Consider the following 19,431-nt stretch of genomic DNA (forward strand, 5'->3'; position numbering starts at 1 on the left):
AAAAAGGCTGGTAGAACCAACCTTTTTAAGCTTTTAAGAGAAAAAATTGCCTTTGTCGGTATAATCTTCATCAGCTTGTAATGAAAAGTTAGAATCTTCATCATCAACTTGGGCGGCGTGCTTACTGTGTAGCTTAATCATCAGACGTAAGTCATTCGGACTGTCGGCAGATTTTAACGCATCTTGATAAGTGATTTCGCCGTTTTCGTATAGGTCAAACAAGGCTTGGTCAAAGGTCTGCATACCGACTTCACGAGAACGTTTCATTACAGGTTTAATCTCATGGATTTCGCCTTTACGAATATAATCACCGATTAATTGAGTATTTAACAAAATCTCAATGGCGGCACGGCGACTTTTACCATCAGGCGTTGGAATCAACTGCTGAGCGATAATAGCACGCAAGTTCAATGATAAATCCATCAAAATTTGTTCATGTTGTTCCGCTTCAAAAAAGTGAATAATACGGTCAATCGCTTGGTTGGCGTTGTTGGCGTGCAGGGTAGCAAATACCAAGTGACCTGTTTCAGCGTATTGTACCGCATAGTCCATCGTTTCACGCGTACGAATCTCACCAATCAAAATCACGTCTGGGGCTTGACGCAGGGTGTTTTTTAGCCCCGCTTCAAACGACATAGTATCAATGCCAACTTCTCGTTGGGTAACGATACAGCCTTTGTGTTCGTGTACGTATTCAATCGGGTCTTCAATGGTGATGATATGTCCACGAGAGTTTTCATTACGATAACCCATCATCGCAGCCAGTGTCGTGGATTTACCAGTACCAGTCGCACCTACGAGTAGCACGATACCACGTTTTTTCATTGCCACTTCGTTCAAAATCGGTGGCAAATTAAGCTGTTCAACCGTTGGAATTTTGGTTTCAATTTTACGCAAAATCATACCCGCAGCGTCTTTTTGGATAAAGGCTGACACACGAAAACGTGCGGTTTTATTTTTATCACTAATCGCAAATTGACATTCTTTGGTTTCGTCAAATTCTTTAATTTGAGCAGGTGTCATCACACTTTTGACAATCGCCATAGATTGCTCAGAGGTTAAAGGGGTTTTGGTGACAGGCATAATCACGCCATTGACCTTCATTGAAGGCGGTACATCGGCGGTGATAAACAAGTCAGAACCGTTTTTTTGTACCATTAATTGTAATAATTTATCAAAATCCATGAAAGTATCCTAACATTTGATTCATAAATAATCATGAAATTTGGTGGGTTACGCTTTGCTAACCCACTCTACATTTTTACCAAATTTTTAACATTACATAAAGGCTTCAGGCTGTTTTGCATACGCACGAGCGGATTCTTTGCTAATCACGCCTTTGTTGAGCCATTCACGCAAACTTTGGTCAAGCGTTGTCATACCTTCGCCAGCACTGGTTTGGATTGCCGAGTACATTTGTGCGACTTTATTTTCACGAATCAAGTTACGAATCGCAGGCGTGCCAAGCATGATTTCATGCACCGCCACACGACCGCCTGTTTGACGTTTTAACAAGGCTTGTGAAACAACGGCTTGCAATGATTCTGATAACATCGCACGAATCATATCTTTTTCAGCAGCAGGGAATACGTCCACCACACGGTCAATGGTTTTGGCAGCAGATGTGGTGTGCAATGTACCAAATACCAAGTGTCCTGTTTCAGCGGCGGTCAAGGCAAGACGAATGGTCTCCAAATCTCGCATCTCACCCACCAAAATCACGTCAGGGTCTTCACGCAGTGCCGAACGCAAGGCTGCGTCAAAACTTAAGGTATCACGGTGGACTTCACGCTGGTTAATCAGTGATTTTTTGGATTGATGAACGAACTCAATCGGGTCTTCAATGGTCAAAATATGCTCTTTACGATTTTCATTAATATAGTTAATCATCGCCGCAAGAGTGGTAGACTTGCCCGAACCTGTCGGTCCTGTAACCAACACAACACCACGCTTAAAGCTAGAAATTTTTTTAAACACTTCACCCATGCCAAGCTGTTCCATCGTCAAAACTTCTGATGGAATGGTACGAAATACCGCACCTGCACCACGGTTTTGGTTAAAGGCATTGACACGAAAACGTGCCACTTCAGGAATTTCAAACGAAAAGTCCGCTTCCAAAAACTCTTCATAATCAGCACGTTGTTTATCATTCATAATATCATAAATCAAACCATGCACCGTTTGGTGGTCTAGCGGTGGCATATTGATTTTGGTGATTTCACCGTCCACACGAATCATCGGTGGCAAACCTGCCGAAATGTGCAAATCCGATGCTTTATTTTTGTGCGAAAAGCGTAATAAGTCGTCAATACTGAGTTTTTTTGACATAATTTTTACCTATAAATAAAATGAAACGATGAAAAATTTTTCACACTATAAACAAATTTTTTTAAAAAAACCACCAAAAACCGACAAACATACAAAGTTTTGGGATTTTAACAACTTATCAAAAAAAGTGTGTTAAATAGTTGCTATTATAGCTTGAATTGATAAAATTGTTCAAAGTTTTTAGCAAAAGAGAAAATGTGATGAACGAACAACAATTAATCAACAATTATCAAGCAATCAAATCGCAAATCCCCAATCATGTCACCCTGCTTGCCGTATCAAAAACCAAGCCAAGCGAGATGATAAAAACACTGGCAGGTGTGGGGCAAAGCGATTTTGGCGAAAATTATGTACAAGAAGCCATTGCCAAAATCAACGAATTAAAAAATGTAACTGCCAACGGCAAACCGCTCATTTGGCATTATATCGGACACATTCAACGTAACAAAACCAAAGATTTAGCCGAACATTTTGACTGGGTGCATGGCGTGGATAGGTTGATTATTGCCGAACGGTTAAACGAACAACGCCCAAAAAATTTGCCAAAATTAAACATTTGTATCCAAATTAACATAGACGATGAAGACACTAAATCAGGCTGTCAGCCAGAAGAATTGACTGAATTGGTCAAAAAAATTAGCCAATTAGAAAATATTGTGTTGCGTGGGCTGATGATTATCCCTGCCAAAAACAGCGAAACGGCATTTGTCAAAACCAAACAATTATTTGACAAAAATCGCCAATTTCACGCCAATCCGCAAGATTGGGATACGCTGTCAATGGGGATGAGTGGCGATATGGCTCAAGCGATTGACGCAGGTTCAACTATTGTAAGAGTGGGGACGGCGATTTTTGGGGCGAGGGATTATAGCTAGTCTATTTACAGTTGTAAATACTTGGTTTATAATATTTTGAACAAATGGAGAGTATGTGGAAACAGGAAAATCCGCTCATGCTTTTTGTAGATTGCGTTGCGTGCTTGGACATTCTGAACATCAGATGGGTATTTGGAGTACGCCAAAAAATCCAGAAAATCATGCCAAACAAATTATCAGAAAGGTCAGTCAATGCCAAAGTGATAATCAAGTTATTGAAAATAATGGAGAAAATGAATGAATACATACCATTTTACCATCGTCATTCGTGATAACCAACTTGATGAAATAGAAGACAAATTATTTGAAGCAGGCTGTGATGACGCACTACTTTGTTATTATAATGACGTGCCATATTTAGAGTTTGACCGAGAAGCAGACAACGCCGAACAAGCCATTAAAACCGCCATACAAGACATTCATTTAGCAGGATTTTATGATTTAGCAGTGCAAGAAAGTGGGTTTAGCACGTTGGCAGAAATGGCAAACAAAATTGGTGTCTCTCGCATGACCATGACAAATTATGCCAAAAACAAACGGGGCAAAACAGACTTTCCCAAACCGATGTATGGCATTACGTCCGCTTCAGCCCTGTACCGTTGGCAAGATGTAGCAAATTGGCTATATAAAGAAGGCAAGTTAGCCAAAGCCGATTATGATGTTGCACAAGTTGCCGTTGCATTTTAAATTTATTTTTCTAACGATTTTAACAAAAAATTGATATAACGAATTTGGGCGTTTTTTGTGTCCATTTCGCTTTTGCCGTTGCCTTTTTTAGCCATTTTTATCTCAATATTGACATAATCAATGTCATGAAAATGGGTGAAATTTGATAAAGATTTGTCCGTTATTTCACCAACATTTTCAACCACCACATTAAAATCATTTTGACAAATATTGTTAATCAATTGATTTTTATCAAAATTTTTAAAATCATTTTGGGTAAACCAAAACAAATTTTTTTGCTCTCTATCATGACGACACGCCACACGAATATCGCCCAATTCATCAATAAAATTTAGCCCAAAACGGCTGTAACGGCTGTTATTATGCAATGCCAACAACAAACTATCTGATTTTAAATTCAGTTTTTCTAAAATATATTGTGAAAATAAATACAAATCTTGCTCATCAAGCGGATTATTTTCATCATAAAAAAAGATACGATTGGGGTCAATTTTGGTTTCGGATTGGCTGATTTGGTCGTAAAGCCCACGTTTTTCGTGATTTTCTAGCACCACCATACGTCCGCCATGATTGACAAGGCTCTGCAAACCACTGTCAAAACTGGCATCTTCAGAATCATGCACCACCAAATACCGCACTTTACCAATCGGTTGTTTTTCAAAAATGCCGATTTGATAGGCTTTTCCGTTTAAGCTGATTTGTTCATAATGGTAATTTACTTGATTTTTGTTGGCAAGTTGCAAATTGCCACGACTGATTAAATCTTTGTCTACAGGGTAAAGATTGGATAGTTGTTGAACATTAATAGCAAAACTCGGCTGAATTTGACAAAAAAAGGCAAATAAAAAGACAAAAATTGGGTAAGGTAATAAAAGATTTTTTGACATGGTAAGAAAAATTTAAGAATTGGTTAAAAAATATACAACTGAATAATGTCTATCATGACAAATTTTGGCATTTTTTTCTAGGGGGTTTTTGTAATTAATCAACAAAAGTTTTTTAAAGTTATATTTTTGTTACGGTATTATTACTGTGAACTTTCTGTTAGCTTTCCGTAGAGGGATTTGGTTACATTGTAATATTTTTTAACATTTTAAATGAAAAAGATATCCAAATTTTGGACATTTTGTTGGTATCATAGCCGAAATTTTATGATTATGTAACCAAATGAGATGTTATGTAATCAAATTTACCATTTTGTATAGATTGTTTTATTAAATTTTTTATCCTTATATTTACTTTTTTGTTCATGTTAATAACTTTTTACAGACGATATACGGATAAAATGTTAAGCGAGCCGATTATGACTTTTATCAAAAAAACTTTGCTAACGATTGTACCTTGTGTGATGTTCAGTGCGATGCCAGCGACTGCAATGGCAAATGACAAGGTTGATAGTTTATTGGAAAAAATCACCACCATACAAAATCAAACGTCAAGCACTGCTGAAGGTTTGTTGATAAAAGCAAAATCATTGATTGGCACGCCATATCGCTTTGGTGGCACAACGCCAAGCGGATTTGATTGCAGTGGTTTTATGCAATATGTGTTCAAAAATGCAGGGGTAACTTTGCCACGTACTTCTCGTGATATGGCGTTGGTCGGTAATAAGGTGTCTCGTGATGAGTTACAAGTGGGCGATATGGTGTTTTTTGCACATAGCGGCAGCCGTATTTCACATGTGGGTATGTATGTGGGCGAAGGCAAATTTATCCATTCACCATCAACAGGCAAAACAGTAGAGATTACTAGCATGGATTCAAAATATTGGGGCAATCGCTTTGTAACTGCTCGCCGAGTATTGGAATCTTAATTGTTCTGATTGTTCACATCATAAAAGTTTGATAATTTACAAAAAAAACAGGCATTTGTCTGTTTTTTTTATGCGTTTGTCAAAATTTTTACTGATATTGCGTGTATTTTTAAGTAAAATTAATTATAATTTTGGTTTTTAATTATTTTACTTTGTATCATGTCTGCCAATATTCCCCAAGTCCAAAATTCTTCTGCCAAAGCGACAGGTGTGGTTGCGTTTTGGTCACATTTGGCATCGGTTTTTTATTTGTTACCAAAAAGATGGCAAAATCCAAATACTTTATCAGGACAACTCAAGGCAAGCGAAACAGACAAGTTTATTTTGTTTGTGCTGTTAACTATGATTGAGCTGTTTTTGCATGGCGGTTGGTATATGTTTATGCTCAATGCCGAAAAATATGTCGTAGGTATATCCAATATTGTTGCCGATGATATGTTGTTATCAATGGCGACATTTGCGTTGGCATTGTTTAGCCTGTCTATATTAACTATTGCTGCTGTGTTAAATATCCCTGAAAATAGCAAACGTTGGCTGTGGCTACAGGGTGCGTATGTGATGATGTATTTGTCTTATGGTTTGATGTTTACCATGGGATTTGGCGAAAATACCAGTGCTGTGAGTATTATGTTTTTGGGTGGCATGGTGTTAGGGCTGTTGTTATTGCGTTGGCGATTTATTTTGGCAGTGTATATTATTGCGGTGTTGATGTTGGTGGTTTTTTTGTTAAACCAACAGTTTAATTATATTGCTTCGTTACCAAGTTTGTATCCATCAGCTGAATCAGCAACGCACCCACTTTGGAAAGTCAGTCATATTTATTTGTCAGTAACAAAAATTACGCTAACAGTATTGAGCGTTGCCCAAGTATTGCGAGTGCTTGAGTTACAGGAGGATACCATTTATCGCTTGTCCGAAGTTGATGCGTTGACAGGGGCGTACAATCGGCGTAGCATTTATGCCTATTTTGATTATTTGTGGGATTATCGTAACAGTTGGTCATCGGTGAGTGTGATTTATTTTGATTTGGATAAGTTTAAACAGGTCAATGACACTTTTGGACACCCAATCGGTGATAAAGTATTGGTCAATGCGGTCAAAGTGGTAGAAAATCTTTTGCCAAACCATGCAATCTTAGGTAGGTTAGGGGGCGAAGAATTTGTTGTGATTGTGCCAAATAGCGACAAACAGATAGTTGCAGAACTGGCACAAAATATTCGCAAACATATTGAAATGTATCCGATTATCTTAACGGATAACGCCCACATCGCCTTAAATCACAATCAACATCACCTAAAAGTAACCGCAAGTCTCGGCATAGCGACACTCTATCGTCAAAGCGAGTACGCATTACAAATGCCGTATTTTGATTTTTTATATTATTTGCGAAAACAAACATCAGTGTTGTTAGATTTACCAGTGGTATTTGATAAACTGGTGAATCGTGCTGACGAAGCCATGTACAAAGCCAAAATCACAGGTAGAAATCAAGTCATTACCGCCAAAGCCATGCAATTTACCGACAATATTTGATTTATCAATTCATCAAACACGCCAAAACAGTCGTGGCAAAACACCCAGTCGGCAATTTAAAATCTAACTGCAAACTGTTATCATCAAGCCATTGCCAATCAAAATCGCTAGGCAATAACCGTAACGCTCGGCGTTGCTGTTTTAAGCCAAATTCTGCCAAACCTGTTGCCAAAATTTGATACGTTGGATTATTATCAATCACACTTTGTTCAAGTGTTTTAATCGCACCAAAACTTAATAACTCACCATCGCCCCACATCGCCCCTGTCAAATGAATATCGGCAAGATTGATCCGTTGGATAATCTCATCATCAATCTGCGTTGGCACAAAAATACTTTGACTGCCTGCCAAATTCATCACATCGCCCAACATTGGCATTTGCCAAGTCTGTTCTCGGACACGTTTTGCCAAAATGGCGTTAAACAGTTCACTTCTGGCAGATGACAAATAAAGGCTGATACGGTCTTTGTCTTTTTTTGGGTGGATTTTTTTACCAAAAATGGTTTTATTTTCAAACAGTTGTAACGCTTGTTCAAGATTACCATCATCTCGCCCAAAACGCTGTTCACCAAAATAATTTGGCACACCGTGTTGTTTAATAAGCGTTAATTGTGTGTCAATTTCTGCATGATTGCCAACAATATTTTGCAAGGTAATAATAAATTGGTTAAATTTGTGCGTGCCACGATTGAGTTTTTTATCGTGCCAATGCGTTGCCAAAATATGAATATTTTCATTAGTTTGCAAATCATTTTTGACAAAATCTAACAAATCTTGGCTAGGGGCTTGTTTTTTTGGAATTCTTAAACTAAACCATTGGCTTGTGATGGCATGGCGGTCTTTTAACCCTGAAAAACCAATGTCTTTGGTGGGAATATTCGCCCATTTTGCCAAAAGCTTGACAACATATTGGGTGTTAAGATTGGTTTTTTGTAAATGTAGCCAAAGATGTTCACCTTGATTGGCAAAATCTATGTGCATGATTTCATTAACAATAAAATCACTGGGCTTTTGTCTGTAAATCGCCGATTGGATACTGGGTGCATAAGGGTTTGGTAACGCCTTTGCACCCAGTTGTGTTGGTTTTGTGGTTGTCATTTGCGTGTTATCACACTTTTTTAACCAAAACCGAGCCGATAGAATAACCTGCCCCAAATGAACAAATCACGCCCAAATCGCCTGATTGCATATTTTCTTGGTGTTTGTGAAAGGCAATCATTGGGCTGGCTGAGCTGGTGTTGCCGTATTCTTGGATAACGGTTGGGGCGAGTGATTTGTCCGCATCTTTGCCGACTACCGAACGCAAAATCAAGTCAATCATATTAATGTTGGCTTGGTGTAGCCACATTTTTTTGACATCAGTGCCTTGCAAATTGTTTTCTTTTAAATGCTCGTTAATCAAATTTGACACCGCAGGGCAGACTTCTTTGAATACTTTTCGCCCTTCTTGCAAAAATAATTTGTCAGTAACAGGCTCGTTTAAGTCATGATACAGTGGTTTGTCGCTTGCCAATGATTCGGCACGGTCTAAAAAGCCCAACTCGTTTTTGATATTGGTTGAAAACTGGGTGTAAAGTTTGCTATTGATGATTTCGTAGCCTTTTGGCGAATCGCCACATTCTTCAATGATACTGGCGGTCGCCACATCACCAAAAATAAAGTGGCTATCACGATTTCGCCAGTTTACATGAGCGGTGGTAACTTCAATATTTAACACGGCTATGCGTTTGCCAAGCCCTGCTTGGATTGAGCCAATCGCTTGGGCGATACCAAAGGTCGCCGCACTACATGCCACATTCATATCATAGGCAAAGCCTTTTGTCATGCCGATGGCGTGCTGAATTTCAATGGCAATGGCAGGGTAGGCACGTTGAAAATTTGAACTGGCGACAATAATCGCATCAAGTTCTTCGCCTTTTAATTCTGCATTGTCAAGAGCTTGGTTTAAGGCTTTTACGCCCATTTCCGCCATGATGGACAGCTCTTCACCAAGTTTGCGAGCAGGGATAATCGGCGACATGATTTTTGGGTCTAAAATCCCTGATTTTTCAGTAACATAGCGTGATTTTATGCCAGATACTTTTTCAATAAATTCGGCTGATGAATGCTCTAATGCAACTTTTTCGCCTTTGGCGATGGCTTCGGCATTTTCAGCGTTATAATTGTCCACATATTGATTAAACGCTGTTACCAACTCTTCGTTGCTAATGCTAAACGGTGGGGTGTAAAGTCCTGTTGCGGTAAGGCAAATTGTCATGATTTATTCCTTTTGAAAAAAATGATAAAAGTGAAAATGGTAGTATATTATGCCTGTTTTTTTTTAAATTTGCGAATATTGTTACAAAATATTTCAAATTTTTGAAAAATAGAAATTTATTATCAAAATTTTTGTAAAGATACTTGTTAATTTAGCAAAAATAGTTTACATTAAGTTACAAGGGAACTTTTCGCCTTTCGTTTTTTTTGCAAGGAGCTTGGTATGAACGAAAATCAACTTGACCAAATCAAAAATCACCCATCATTTAAACTGATGGAAGCCAAAAAATCTCGTCTGGGTACAGTTTTTACTATTTTAACCTTGGTTGTTTATTTTAGCTATATTATTATGATTGGCACAATGCCAGAGCTATTTGCAACCCCTGTGGGTGCTGGTAAAGTTACGACTGTCGGTATTTATTGGGGCGTGTTTGTTATTTTGTTTGCCTTTGTCATCACTGTCATTTATATTTATAAAGCCAATGGCGAATTTGATGATTTAACCAAAAAAGTTATCAGCGATTTAGATTTATCGGTGGATAAAGCCCCTGTGGTCACAAACGCTCATTAATCGATTTTTAATTGTAGTCTTTTTATTTGGTTGGCTTGATAATTAAGATTAGTGTCTTTATATTGTTAAGTTTTTATAAATATAGTTTTAAATAAGTATGTTTTATGAAAAGACACGTTATTCGTTTATTTTCATTTATCATGGCGATGTGTATTAGCCATGGAAGTTTTGCTGATGCCATTAGCGGTGAAGTACAAAAACAACCGCTAAATGTTGCCGCCATTGGTATGTTTGTGCTGTTTGTGTTGGGTACGCTGGGTATTACCTACTGGGCATCAAAACAAAACCAAACCACTAGCGACTTTTATACCGCTGGTGGTGGTATTTCTGGCTTTAAAAACGGCTTGGCGATTGCAGGCGACTTTATGTCGGCGGCGTCATTCTTGGGTATTTCGGCAATGGTATTTACCAACGGTTATGACGGTTTGCTCTACTCAACAGGCTTCTTAATTGGTTGGCCTTTGGTGCTGTTTTTGATTGCTGAGCGGTTGCGTAACTTGGGTAAATTTACCTTTGCGGACGTAGCGTCTTATCGTTTTGCCCAAAAACCTGTGCGTATTTTTGCAGCGTCTGGCACGATGATTGTTGTGTTATTATACCTGATTGCTCAAATGGTGGGTGCAGGTAAACTTATTCAATTATTGTTTGGTTTGTCGTATATTTGGGCGGTGATTATCGTTGGTATTTTGATGATGGCTTATGTGCTGTTTGGCGGTATGCTTGCGACCACGTGGGTACAAATTATCAAAGCGGTACTTTTGCTCTCTGGTGCGTCATTTATGGCAATTTCGGTATTATACCACGTTGGATTTAGCCCAGAAGAGATATTTAGACAAGCGACTTCTATTCATGAAAAAGGCACAAAAATCATGGCGCCTGGTAGCCTTGCGTCAAACCCAATTGATGCGGTGTCTTTAGGCTTAGCTTTGATGTTTGGTACAGCAGGTTTGCCACATATTTTGATGCGTTTCTTTACTGTGCCTGATGCGGCAGAAGCTCGTAAATCGGTGCTGGTTGCCACAGGATTTATCGGTTATTTTTACCTATTAACCTTTGTCATTGGTTTTGGTGGTATCTTGCTCGTTACCAAAGATAACCCACATTTCTTTGAAACGGTTGTTAAAGACGGCAAAGAAGTCGTGCAAATGATTGGCGGTAGCAACATGACGGCAATCCATTTGGCAGAAGTGGTTGGTGGTAATATGTTCTTGGGCTTTATCTCGGCAGTTGCCTTTGCCACGATTTTAGCGGTAGTTGCAGGTTTGACGCTATCAGGTGCATCAGCGGTTAGTCATGACATTTATGCTGAAGTGATTAAACAAGGCAAAGCAAGCCATGAAGATGAGCTAAAAGTTTCTCGTCGTACTGTGATGGCTTTGGGTGTGATTGCGGTGATTTTGGGCATTGCGTTTGAACAACAAAACATTGCCTTTATGGTGGGCTTGGCGTTCGCTGTGGCAGCATCGGCAAACTTCCCTGTGTTGGTATTGTCAATGTTCTGGAGTGGTTTGACCACCAAAGGTGCGGTAATGGGTGGTTTTGCAGGTTTGGTAACAGCGGCGGTGTTAATCGTGCTAGGTCCAACGGTTTGGGTAGATGTGCTACATCATGAAAGTGCGATTTTCCCATACAAAAATCCTGCTATTTTTAGTATGCCAATTGCGTTTTTTGTATCGTGGATTGTGTCAAAAACTGATTCATCACCACGAGCCGCGATTGACAAAGACGGATTTGATGCGCAATATGTACGTTCATTGACAGGGATTGGAGCAGCAAAAGCGTCTGACCATTAATTGTTAGTCCTTTAAATTGTGAAATAAAAAAGCCCTAATGTGATATTAGGGCTTTTTTAAATGGCTATAATATTAATCAACTTTTCTACGCATATGCGGGAACAAAATCACATCGCGAATACTTGGTGCATTGGCAAGTAGCATGACTAAGCGGTCAATACCAATGCCTTCCCCTGCCGTTGGTGGCAAGCCATAATTCAACGCTTCAATATAATCGCCATCATAGTGCATGGCTTCATCATCACCTGCATCTTTTTCGGCTACTTGTTGTTTAAAGCGTTCGTCTTGGTCAATTGGGTCGTTTAATTCGCTAAAGCCGTTGGCAATCTCACGCCCACCGATAAACAGCTCAAAACGGTCGGTAATTTCTGGATTTTCGTCATTACGGCGAGCCAGTGGCGATGTTTCGGCAGGGTATTCGGTGATAAAAGTCGGCTGACGGAGCTTAGTTTCTGCCGTTTCTTCAAAAATAATCGTTTGCAATTTACCAATACCAAAAATGTCTTTAACTTCTTCTTTTAGCACATTTTGTACATAGTCTGCCAAATATTCACGGTCGTTGATTTTTGTCATGTCAAAATTTTCAGCATACATTTCAATGGCTTTTGTCATTGGCAAACGTGCAAATGGGGCTTTAAAGCTAATCGCTTCACCTTGATAATCAAGTTCGGTCGTGCCTAAAATATCAGTCGCCAATTTTTCAAACATAGTTTCGGTCAGTTTCATCAAGTCTTGATAATCGGCATAGGCTTGGTAAAACTCAATCATGGTAAATTCTGGGTTGTGACGAGCGGAAACGCCTTCGTTACGGAAGTTGCGGTTAATCTCAAACACACGCTCAAAACCGCCCACGACAAGGCGTTTTAGGTACAGCTCTGGAGCGATACGCAAAAACAACGGCATATCTAAGGCGTTGTGGTGCGTGATAAACGGACGAGCCACCGCACCACCAGGGATAACGTGCATCATCGGCGTTTCTACTTCCATAAAACGCTCGCCAAGCATAAAGGCACGCATCCCTGCAATGACTTGACTGCGGATAATAAAGGTTTTGCGAGTTTCTTCGTTCATCATCAAATCAATGTGGCGATTGCGATAGCGGGCTTCGGTATCAGCAAGTCCATGAAATTTGTCTGGCAATGGGCGTAAAGATTTGGTCAAAAGTTCAAGCTCGGTGATATGCACATACAAATCGCCTTTGCCTGAACGTCCAATATAGCCTGCAACCGCCACAATATCGCCCAAGTCTAGACTTTTGATGACCGCAAGCGTGTCAGCGTCTAGGTTTTTTCTGTCCACATATAGTTGGATACGCCCAGTCATATCTTGGATGACGATAAACGAGCCACGATTTAGCATGACACGACCTGCGACTTTAACAGAAACATGGTCGGCAGATTCAATTTCTTCTTTGCTTTTGCCGTCAAATTTGGCTTGCAAGTCACCACAGTAATCTTCACGTTTGAATTGGTTTGGGTAGGGATTTTTGCCCGATTGTTTGATTAAGTCAAGTTTGTGATGACGTTGTTTGATAAGTTCGTTTACGTCTTCTTGGGTTTGAATTTCGTCTTGATTTGGGGTTTGGTTTTGGTTTGACATTTTGTTACCTTAAATTTTAACAATTAAAAGTTAGTTTGCGTTAATAATAAAATCAAATGGGTATAAAATAATTTTTTCATCAACGGTTAAAAAATGAAAATTTTCAATCTTAGCTTGAGCGATTAATAAACGGTCAAGTGGGTCTTTGTGAATGTGGGGTAATTGCTTTATTTCTAAAATTTGTTTGACATTAACTGTTATTTCTTTTAAACCGTTTTTTAACAGTCCTAATCTCACTTTTTCAATATCAACAGGAAAATCCAATTTATTTAAAGATGATTTAATGGTTAATTCCCAAATACTGACCAAACTAAAATACAATTCGTTATCAGTATCTTCCAATAACGCTTTTGTTTTTGGAGAAATTTTTTTACCATCATTGATTGACAAAAAATTGTTTTGTGTTTGCTTAGTGCTAATTACTTGTTCCATAGTTTCACCTTAAGATTAATCCACACACATAATACCATCTGTTTTTCCATTTTTTACCAATCCATAACAACCAATTTTTGACAAATTTCGGTTTCTGATTGGGTAGCTTTCAGCGATTTTATTTCAACATTGGCAAGATTAGGTTTTTCAATTTTTGCCACTTGGGTGTTATTTGTTTGTTCTATTGGATTTGTACAAGCAAACAAACTTGTAGATAATAAACAAATGCTTAATTTTAATAAAATTTGCGTTTTTAACCTTTTTGTTTAAATTTACTCGCCACTCACGCTAGCCATCAAATCCGCTTGATGTTCACGCAACAAGCTGTCCAAGAGTTCGTCCAAATCGCCTTGCATGATTGCGTCAAGTTTATACAAAGTCAAATTAATGCGGTGGTCGGTCATACGCCCTTGCGGAAAATTATAAGTGCGAATCCGCTCGGAGCGGTCGCCACTTCCCACCAAGTTTCTACGCATATCGCTTGATGCGTCAATTTGCTTTTGCACTTTTTCTTGTTGGATTTTTGAGACAAGCATTTTCATGGCTTTGTCTTTGTTGGCGTGCTGACTGCGTTCTTGTTGGCATTCCACCACCGTGCCTGTGGGAATGTGGGTAATTCGCACCGCAGAGTCGGTTTTGTTGATATGCTGACCGCCCGCTCCGCTCGCTCGGTAAGTGTCAATCCGCAGGTCAGCAGGATTAATCTCCACCGTATCATCAATCTCTATCTCTGGCATGACCGCCACCGTACAGGCAGACGTATGCACACGCCCTTGACTTTCAGTTTCTGGCACACGTTGCACACGGTGAGCCCCACTTTCAAACTTTAAGCGACCGTACACGCCTGTGCCAGACACACGAGTGATGATTTCTTTATAACCGCCATGCTCGCCTTCGCTCTCGGATAAGACTTCCACCGTCCAGCCTTGCGACTGGGCATAACGCTCGTACATACGAAACAAATCACCGCTAAAAATCGCTGCCTCGTCCCCACCTGTCCCTGCTCGGATTTCCAAAAACGCAGGCACTTTGTCATTAGGGTCTTTGGGGAGCATCATCACGTTTAGCACGTCTTCAAGCTTATCTATCGTGGCTTTGGCGGTTTGGATTTCTTCTTGTGCCATCTCTTTCATGTCAGGGTCGGCAAGCATTTCTTCTGCCGTTGCCAAATCTTCTTCTGCTTGGCAATACTTCCCCCAAACTTCCACAAGCTCGGATAAATCGCTGTGTTCAACGGATAATTCACGAAATTTTTTGTTATCGCTCATGGTTTCTGGGTCGGATAACAATGCCGTTACTTCTTCAAAACGGTCGGACATTTGGTCAAGGCGAAAACGTAAGGATTCTTTCATAATGATGATTTAAACATAAGTTTTTAATAAACTGCCTATTTTGCCATAATTTACAAGATTTTGCATGGATTTTTGTAAAATTATTGTGGTGAAGGTGGGATAAGCATTTACAACTGTGCTACTTCGCCCTACAATAGTGTTTTTAACTGTGGATATCGTCCTATGCACGAGTTTTTTCAATGGCTTTTTGCCCAATACCAAGATTATACGCCGTTATTGATGACGCTTGAGCTGATTGCCAGTGTGTTTGGGCTGGCGAGTGTGTTGCTTGCTCGGCGTGGTAGCGTGTGGGTGTTTCCTGTGGGGCTTGTTAGCACTGGGCTGTATGTGTATTTGCTGTGGGAATGGCGGTTGTTTGGCGATATGCTGATAAACGCATATTATTCGGCGATGAGCATGTATGGCTGGCTGGATTGGACAAAAAACCGTCAAAATCAAAACCATACTGTCATTGTGGAAAAAACCACAAGTCAAGAATGGCAAACTTTAAGCCTAATCGCCATCGCAACTTTTATCTTTGTCGGCGTGGTTTATTATTTTAAACCATTCATTAACAATCATTTTAGTTTTGATAATATTACTTTAGGTTTATCAAATTTTGTTTGGACGGATTGTACCGATATGCTTACCACAGGGTTGTTTTTGGTCGCCATGCTGTTAATGGCAAAACGCAAAATTGAAAACTGGTTGGTGTGGATAATTGCTGATGCGATTAGCGTGCCATTGTATTTTTACAAAGGGCTGATTTTTACATCGGTGCAATATTTATTGTTTACCATCGTGGCGATTTTTGGCTTTATCAGTTGGCAAAAATTGTTAAAACAACAAAGCAAATTATAGGAAAAAAACCATGCCACAGTTACCACCTTTGCCAAACCATTTGCCAAAACCACTCGCCACCGATGTCAAAAAAGTGCTGATTTTGGGGGCGGAATGTACAGGCAAAAGCACGTTGGCAAGCGATTTGGCAAACGAATTTCACACAAGTTTTGTCAAAGAATATATGCGAACCTATCTTGAACAAAAGCCCCAAGGCTATATTTGTCAATATGATGATTTGTTACCGATTGCTATTGGACAAATTGATAGCGAAAACAAACAGTTAGTCCACGCAAACGATTATTTGTTTTGTGATACAGGACTGCTACAACTGATGGTGTATGCCGATTTTTACTATCACGATTGCCCTGAACAAATCGTGTATCATGCCTTGCATTATCGTTATGATGTGGTGCTATTGACCGATAATCGTGGCGTGGCATGGGTGGCGGACGGTATGCGAGATTTGCCAAACGGTCATGATGTGATTTACCAAAAATTAAAAAGTGTGTTAAATCAATATGATATCAAATTTCACACTATCACAGAAGATAGAGTACAACGTATCGCACAGGTAAAAAAGATTTTAATGGGCGATTAATTTGTGTCAAATTTATGCTAAAATAGCCAAAATTTTATGAATTAAAGGAAAAAACTTATGTCAATCAAATCCGACCGCTGGATTCGCCAAATGGCTGAACAACATGGCATGATTGAGCCGTTTGAGGTAGGTCAAGTGCGTTTTAATGACGCTGGGCAAAAATTGGTGAGTTACGGCACGTCAAGCTATGGCTATGATGTGCGTTGTGCCAGAGAGTTTAAAGTGTTTACCAACGTGCATTCGGCGATTGTAGACCCAAAAAACTTTGATGAGCGTAGCTTTATTGATATCGTGGGTGATGAGTGTATCATTCCGCCAAACTCGTTTGCACTGGCTCGCACGGTGGAATATTTTCGTATTCCACGAGATGTTTTGACGATTTGTTTGGGGAAATCAACTTATGCACGCTGTGGTATTATTGTCAATGTAACACCGCTTGAGCCAGAGTGGGAAGGTCATGTGACGCTTGAATTTAGCAATACGACCAATTTGCCCGCTCGTATTTATGCAGGGGAAGGCGTGGCTCAAATGCTGTTTTTCCAAAGCGATGCTGATGATGTTTGCGAAACGTCTTATAAAGATAGGGGTGGAAAATATCAAGGGCAAACAGGGGTAACGTTGCCGAGAACCTAAAATTTTTGCTCATCAAAAATATGTGTGATTTAGTCTTGTTGCATAAGTTAGAGTTAAAAACTGACACAATTCGTCTTTAGATAAATTAAATTTTCAAGGAATATTTTATCAACGACTTTAAAATGATTAAGCAAAATGGTAAATATGTGATTGATGATGTGTATTCCGATGTTGCTAATGGCTCATATAAACAAAATTTAGTGTCATGTATGAATCAATAAGCAAAAATTAAAACAATAAAAAACCCAATTAAATTAATTAATTGGGTTTTTTATTTTACTTAAATTCTCAAAAATCACTCACCAACAGCAAAGAAACTCACATCAAAATCCATAATCGGCTGACTGGTGGCTTTTACCATCGCAATATGAGCATCAAGGCGTGGCAACATACGAGCGATATAAAAATCGGCTAATTTGGCTTTATTGGTATAAAACTCACCATCTTTACCATTTGACGCTTCCACCATCAAGCCCCACATATAAGTGAAACTTACATAACCAAACGCTTGCAAATAATCCACCGCACAGCCGTTGATTTCGTCTTTTTTATCCAAATTACCAAGCAGTGATTTTGTCAAATCCGCTAATTTATTGGCACTGTCAATCATGGCTTGTTTGATAGCATGATTGGCTGTCATGTTGTTGGCAAAATCAAGGATTTCGTTCACATAATCAGTCACGAACGCACCGCCATTTTTGGCAACTTTACGACCCAATAAATCAAGCGATTGAATACCATTTGTGCCTTCGTAAATCTGAGAGATACGAGTATCACGGACGATTTGTTCCATGCCCCATTCACGGATATAGCCATGACCGCCGAACACTTGTTGGCAATCAATACTCGCTTCCAAGCCACGGTCAGTCAAGAACGCTTTGGCAACAGGCGTTAAAAGGGCGACACGGTCGTTGGCTTTTTTAGCGGTTTCGCTATCATCGCTAAATTTGGCAGTATCAAGTTGTTTAGCAACGTACATGGCAAAGCAACGAGACGCTTCGCTAATCACTTTGGCGTTTAACAACATACGGCGAACGTCCGCATGGTGGATAATGCTGTCGGCAGGTTTGTCGGCGTTTTTGACACCGCTATCGGCACGCCCTTGTACACGGTCGTTGGCATAGACAACCGCATTTTGGTAGGCAAGTTCTGCACCGCCAATGCCTTGTAAACCCATGGTCAAGCGTTCATAGTTCATCATGATAAACATAGACGCTAAGCCAGTATTTTCCGCACCAATCATCCAGCCTTTTGCACCGTCAAAGTTCATCACGCAAGTGGCAGATGCTTTAATCCCCATTTTATGCTCAATTGAACCTGCTTGTACCTTGTTACGTTCACCAACAGAGCCGTCCGCATTCACCAAGAATTTTGGCACAACGAATAACGAAATACCTTTTGAGCCTTCAGGGGCGTTTGGCGTTTTTGCCAAAACAAGGTGAATGATATTTTCGGTCAAATCATGCTCACCTGCAGTGATAAAGATTTTTGTACCCGTAATGCTATACGAACCGTCATCATTTGGCACAGCTTTGGTTTTGATAATGCCCAAGTCCGTCCCTGCGTGTGGCTCGGTTAAGCACATTGTGCCAGACCATTTGCCTGAATAGATTTTTTCCAAATAAGTGGCTTTTTGCTCTTCTGAACCAGCATAATACAAGCACAGACACGCACCGCCAGACAAGTTGGGATAAAGGGCAAATGATTGATTAGCGGTGAATACCATCTCTTCAGACAGCATGGTTACCATTTTTGGCATACCTTGACCGCCAAAATCTGGGTCGCCACCCAAGCCAATCCAGCCACCTTCGGCATATTGTGAAAAGGCTTCTTTAAATCCTTTTGGTGTGGCAACTTTGCCATCGCCTAGATAAGTCGCACCTTCTTCATCGCCTGTGCGGTTTAATGGCAATAACACATTTTTGCTAAATTTTGACATTTCTTCCAAAATCATACTGACGGTGTCATTGTCAAGGTGGCTAAGTTGTTGATTATTTTGCCAAAATTCTTCGGCTTTAAAGACATCGTTTAAGATAAATTGCATATCACGAATGGGTGCATTATAAACTGACATATTTTTTTCCTTTAAAATTGCGTTGAAATGGTAGGGTAAAAATATTAATGTAGCGTATTTTTTT

At 39.7% G+C, this 19,431-nt stretch carries 19 protein-coding genes; 10 read left to right on the forward strand and 9 right to left on the reverse strand.

Going from position 1 to position 19,431, the window contains the following annotated elements; translation table 11 throughout:
• Positions 1–33 precede the first annotated feature (33 nt).
• Both ACGTJS_RS08895 and ACGTJS_RS08900 read right to left on the reverse strand, forming a co-directional pair.
• The gene (locus ACGTJS_RS08895) at positions 34–1,185 is read right to left on the reverse strand and encodes a PilT/PilU family type 4a pilus ATPase (protein ID WP_410471802.1); all 1,152 of its coding nucleotides are present in this window, start codon (positions 1,183–1,185) and stop codon (positions 34–36) included.
• A 93-nt stretch (positions 1,186–1,278) separates the two neighbouring features.
• Entirely contained in the window at positions 1,279–2,328 is a 1,050-nt protein-coding gene (locus ACGTJS_RS08900; RefSeq protein WP_315043068.1) for a type IV pilus twitching motility protein PilT, read from the reverse strand.
• A 200-nt stretch (positions 2,329–2,528) separates the two neighbouring features.
• Here ACGTJS_RS08900 and ACGTJS_RS08905 point away from each other — a divergent pair, with 200 nt between their 5' ends.
• From ACGTJS_RS08905 to ACGTJS_RS08915, 3 genes are read left to right on the forward strand one after another with little or no spacing between them, the layout of a single operon-like run.
• The gene (locus ACGTJS_RS08905) at positions 2,529–3,203 is read left to right on the forward strand and encodes a YggS family pyridoxal phosphate-dependent enzyme (protein WP_410471803.1); all 675 of its coding nucleotides are present in this window, start codon (positions 2,529–2,531) and stop codon (positions 3,201–3,203) included.
• Between the two features lie 55 nt (positions 3,204–3,258).
• Positions 3,259–3,444, forward strand: coding sequence for a hypothetical protein (locus ACGTJS_RS08910; protein ID WP_410471804.1), 186 nt, complete (start codon positions 3,259–3,261; stop codon positions 3,442–3,444).
• A complete protein-coding gene (locus tag ACGTJS_RS08915) occupies positions 3,441–3,890 on the forward strand; it encodes a helix-turn-helix transcriptional regulator (protein ID WP_410471805.1) in 450 nt (149 codons plus the stop codon). Before ACGTJS_RS08910 ends, ACGTJS_RS08915 begins: the two co-directional genes overlap by 4 nt.
• Positions 3,891–3,892: 2 nt before the next feature.
• Here the strand turns inward: ACGTJS_RS08915 and ACGTJS_RS08920 are convergent, their stop codons facing one another.
• On the reverse strand, positions 3,893–4,777 hold the full coding sequence (locus tag ACGTJS_RS08920; protein ID WP_410471806.1) for a hypothetical protein: 885 nt from the start codon (positions 4,775–4,777) through the stop codon (positions 3,893–3,895).
• A 416-nt stretch (positions 4,778–5,193) separates the two neighbouring features.
• Between ACGTJS_RS08920 and ACGTJS_RS08925 the strand changes: the two genes are divergently transcribed.
• Together ACGTJS_RS08925 and ACGTJS_RS08930 are read left to right on the forward strand one after the other, a co-directional pair.
• Complete coding sequence (locus ACGTJS_RS08925) at positions 5,194–5,703, forward strand: C40 family peptidase (RefSeq protein WP_410471807.1); 510 nt, start codon at positions 5,194–5,196, stop codon at positions 5,701–5,703.
• Between the two features lie 159 nt (positions 5,704–5,862).
• Positions 5,863–7,236 (forward strand): GGDEF domain-containing protein, encoded by a 1,374-nt coding sequence (locus ACGTJS_RS08930; protein WP_410471808.1) that lies wholly within the window; start codon positions 5,863–5,865, stop codon positions 7,234–7,236.
• 4 nt (positions 7,237–7,240) lie between these two features.
• Here ACGTJS_RS08930 and truD read toward each other — a convergent pair whose 3' ends face one another.
• On the reverse strand, positions 7,241–8,335 hold the full coding sequence (truD, locus tag ACGTJS_RS08935) for a tRNA pseudouridine(13) synthase TruD (protein WP_410471809.1): 1,095 nt from the start codon (positions 8,333–8,335) through the stop codon (positions 7,241–7,243).
• 10 nt (positions 8,336–8,345) lie between these two features.
• Complete coding sequence (locus ACGTJS_RS08940; RefSeq protein WP_315043060.1) at positions 8,346–9,494, reverse strand: beta-ketoacyl-ACP synthase III; 1,149 nt, start codon at positions 9,492–9,494, stop codon at positions 8,346–8,348.
• Between the two features lie 222 nt (positions 9,495–9,716).
• Here ACGTJS_RS08940 and ACGTJS_RS08945 point away from each other — a divergent pair, with 222 nt between their 5' ends.
• Both ACGTJS_RS08945 and ACGTJS_RS08950 read left to right on the forward strand, forming a co-directional pair.
• Complete coding sequence (locus ACGTJS_RS08945) at positions 9,717–10,064, forward strand: DUF485 domain-containing protein (RefSeq protein ID WP_410471810.1); 348 nt, start codon at positions 9,717–9,719, stop codon at positions 10,062–10,064.
• 140 nt (positions 10,065–10,204) lie between these two features.
• Positions 10,205–11,857 (forward strand): cation acetate symporter, encoded by a 1,653-nt coding sequence (locus ACGTJS_RS08950; RefSeq protein WP_410473252.1) that lies wholly within the window; start codon positions 10,205–10,207, stop codon positions 11,855–11,857.
• Between the two features lie 72 nt (positions 11,858–11,929).
• Here ACGTJS_RS08950 and lysS read toward each other — a convergent pair whose 3' ends face one another.
• The 3 genes from lysS to prfA all read right to left on the reverse strand — a co-directional run bounded on the left by lysS (position 11,930) and on the right by prfA (position 15,240).
• Positions 11,930–13,456: a lysine--tRNA ligase gene (gene lysS, locus ACGTJS_RS08955; RefSeq protein WP_410471811.1), complete on the reverse strand. Its 1,527-nt coding sequence runs from the start codon at positions 13,454–13,456 to the stop codon at positions 11,930–11,932.
• Positions 13,457–13,486: 30 nt separating this feature from the next.
• On the reverse strand, positions 13,487–13,888 hold the full coding sequence (locus ACGTJS_RS08960; protein ID WP_410471812.1) for a type II toxin-antitoxin system VapC family toxin: 402 nt from the start codon (positions 13,886–13,888) through the stop codon (positions 13,487–13,489).
• A gap of 272 nt (positions 13,889–14,160) precedes the next feature.
• Positions 14,161–15,240, reverse strand: coding sequence for a peptide chain release factor 1 (prfA, locus tag ACGTJS_RS08965; RefSeq protein WP_410471813.1), 1,080 nt, complete (start codon positions 15,238–15,240; stop codon positions 14,161–14,163).
• A gap of 162 nt (positions 15,241–15,402) precedes the next feature.
• On the opposite strand from prfA, the gene pnuC reads away from it, so the two are divergent.
• The 3 genes from pnuC to dcd are packed head-to-tail and all read left to right on the forward strand — an operon-like array spanning position 15,403 to position 17,293.
• Positions 15,403–16,080, forward strand: a complete 678-nt coding sequence (gene pnuC, locus ACGTJS_RS08970) for a nicotinamide riboside transporter PnuC (protein WP_410471814.1) — start codon at positions 15,403–15,405, stop codon at positions 16,078–16,080.
• A gap of 10 nt (positions 16,081–16,090) precedes the next feature.
• Positions 16,091–16,660, forward strand: a complete 570-nt coding sequence (locus ACGTJS_RS08975; protein ID WP_410471815.1) for an AAA family ATPase — start codon at positions 16,091–16,093, stop codon at positions 16,658–16,660.
• Positions 16,661–16,717: 57 nt separating this feature from the next.
• On the forward strand, positions 16,718–17,293 hold the full coding sequence (dcd, locus tag ACGTJS_RS08980) for a dCTP deaminase (protein ID WP_410471816.1): 576 nt from the start codon (positions 16,718–16,720) through the stop codon (positions 17,291–17,293).
• Between the two features lie 295 nt (positions 17,294–17,588).
• On the opposite strand, the gene ACGTJS_RS08985 is transcribed toward dcd, so the two are convergent.
• Positions 17,589–19,367, reverse strand: a complete 1,779-nt coding sequence (locus ACGTJS_RS08985; protein WP_410471817.1) for an acyl-CoA dehydrogenase C-terminal domain-containing protein — start codon at positions 19,365–19,367, stop codon at positions 17,589–17,591.
• Positions 19,368–19,431 lie beyond the last annotated feature (64 nt).

Origin of the sequence: Faucicola mancuniensis (assembly GCF_046523945.1) — a bacterium.
GTDB lineage: Bacteria > Pseudomonadota > Gammaproteobacteria > Pseudomonadales > Moraxellaceae > Faucicola > Faucicola mancuniensis.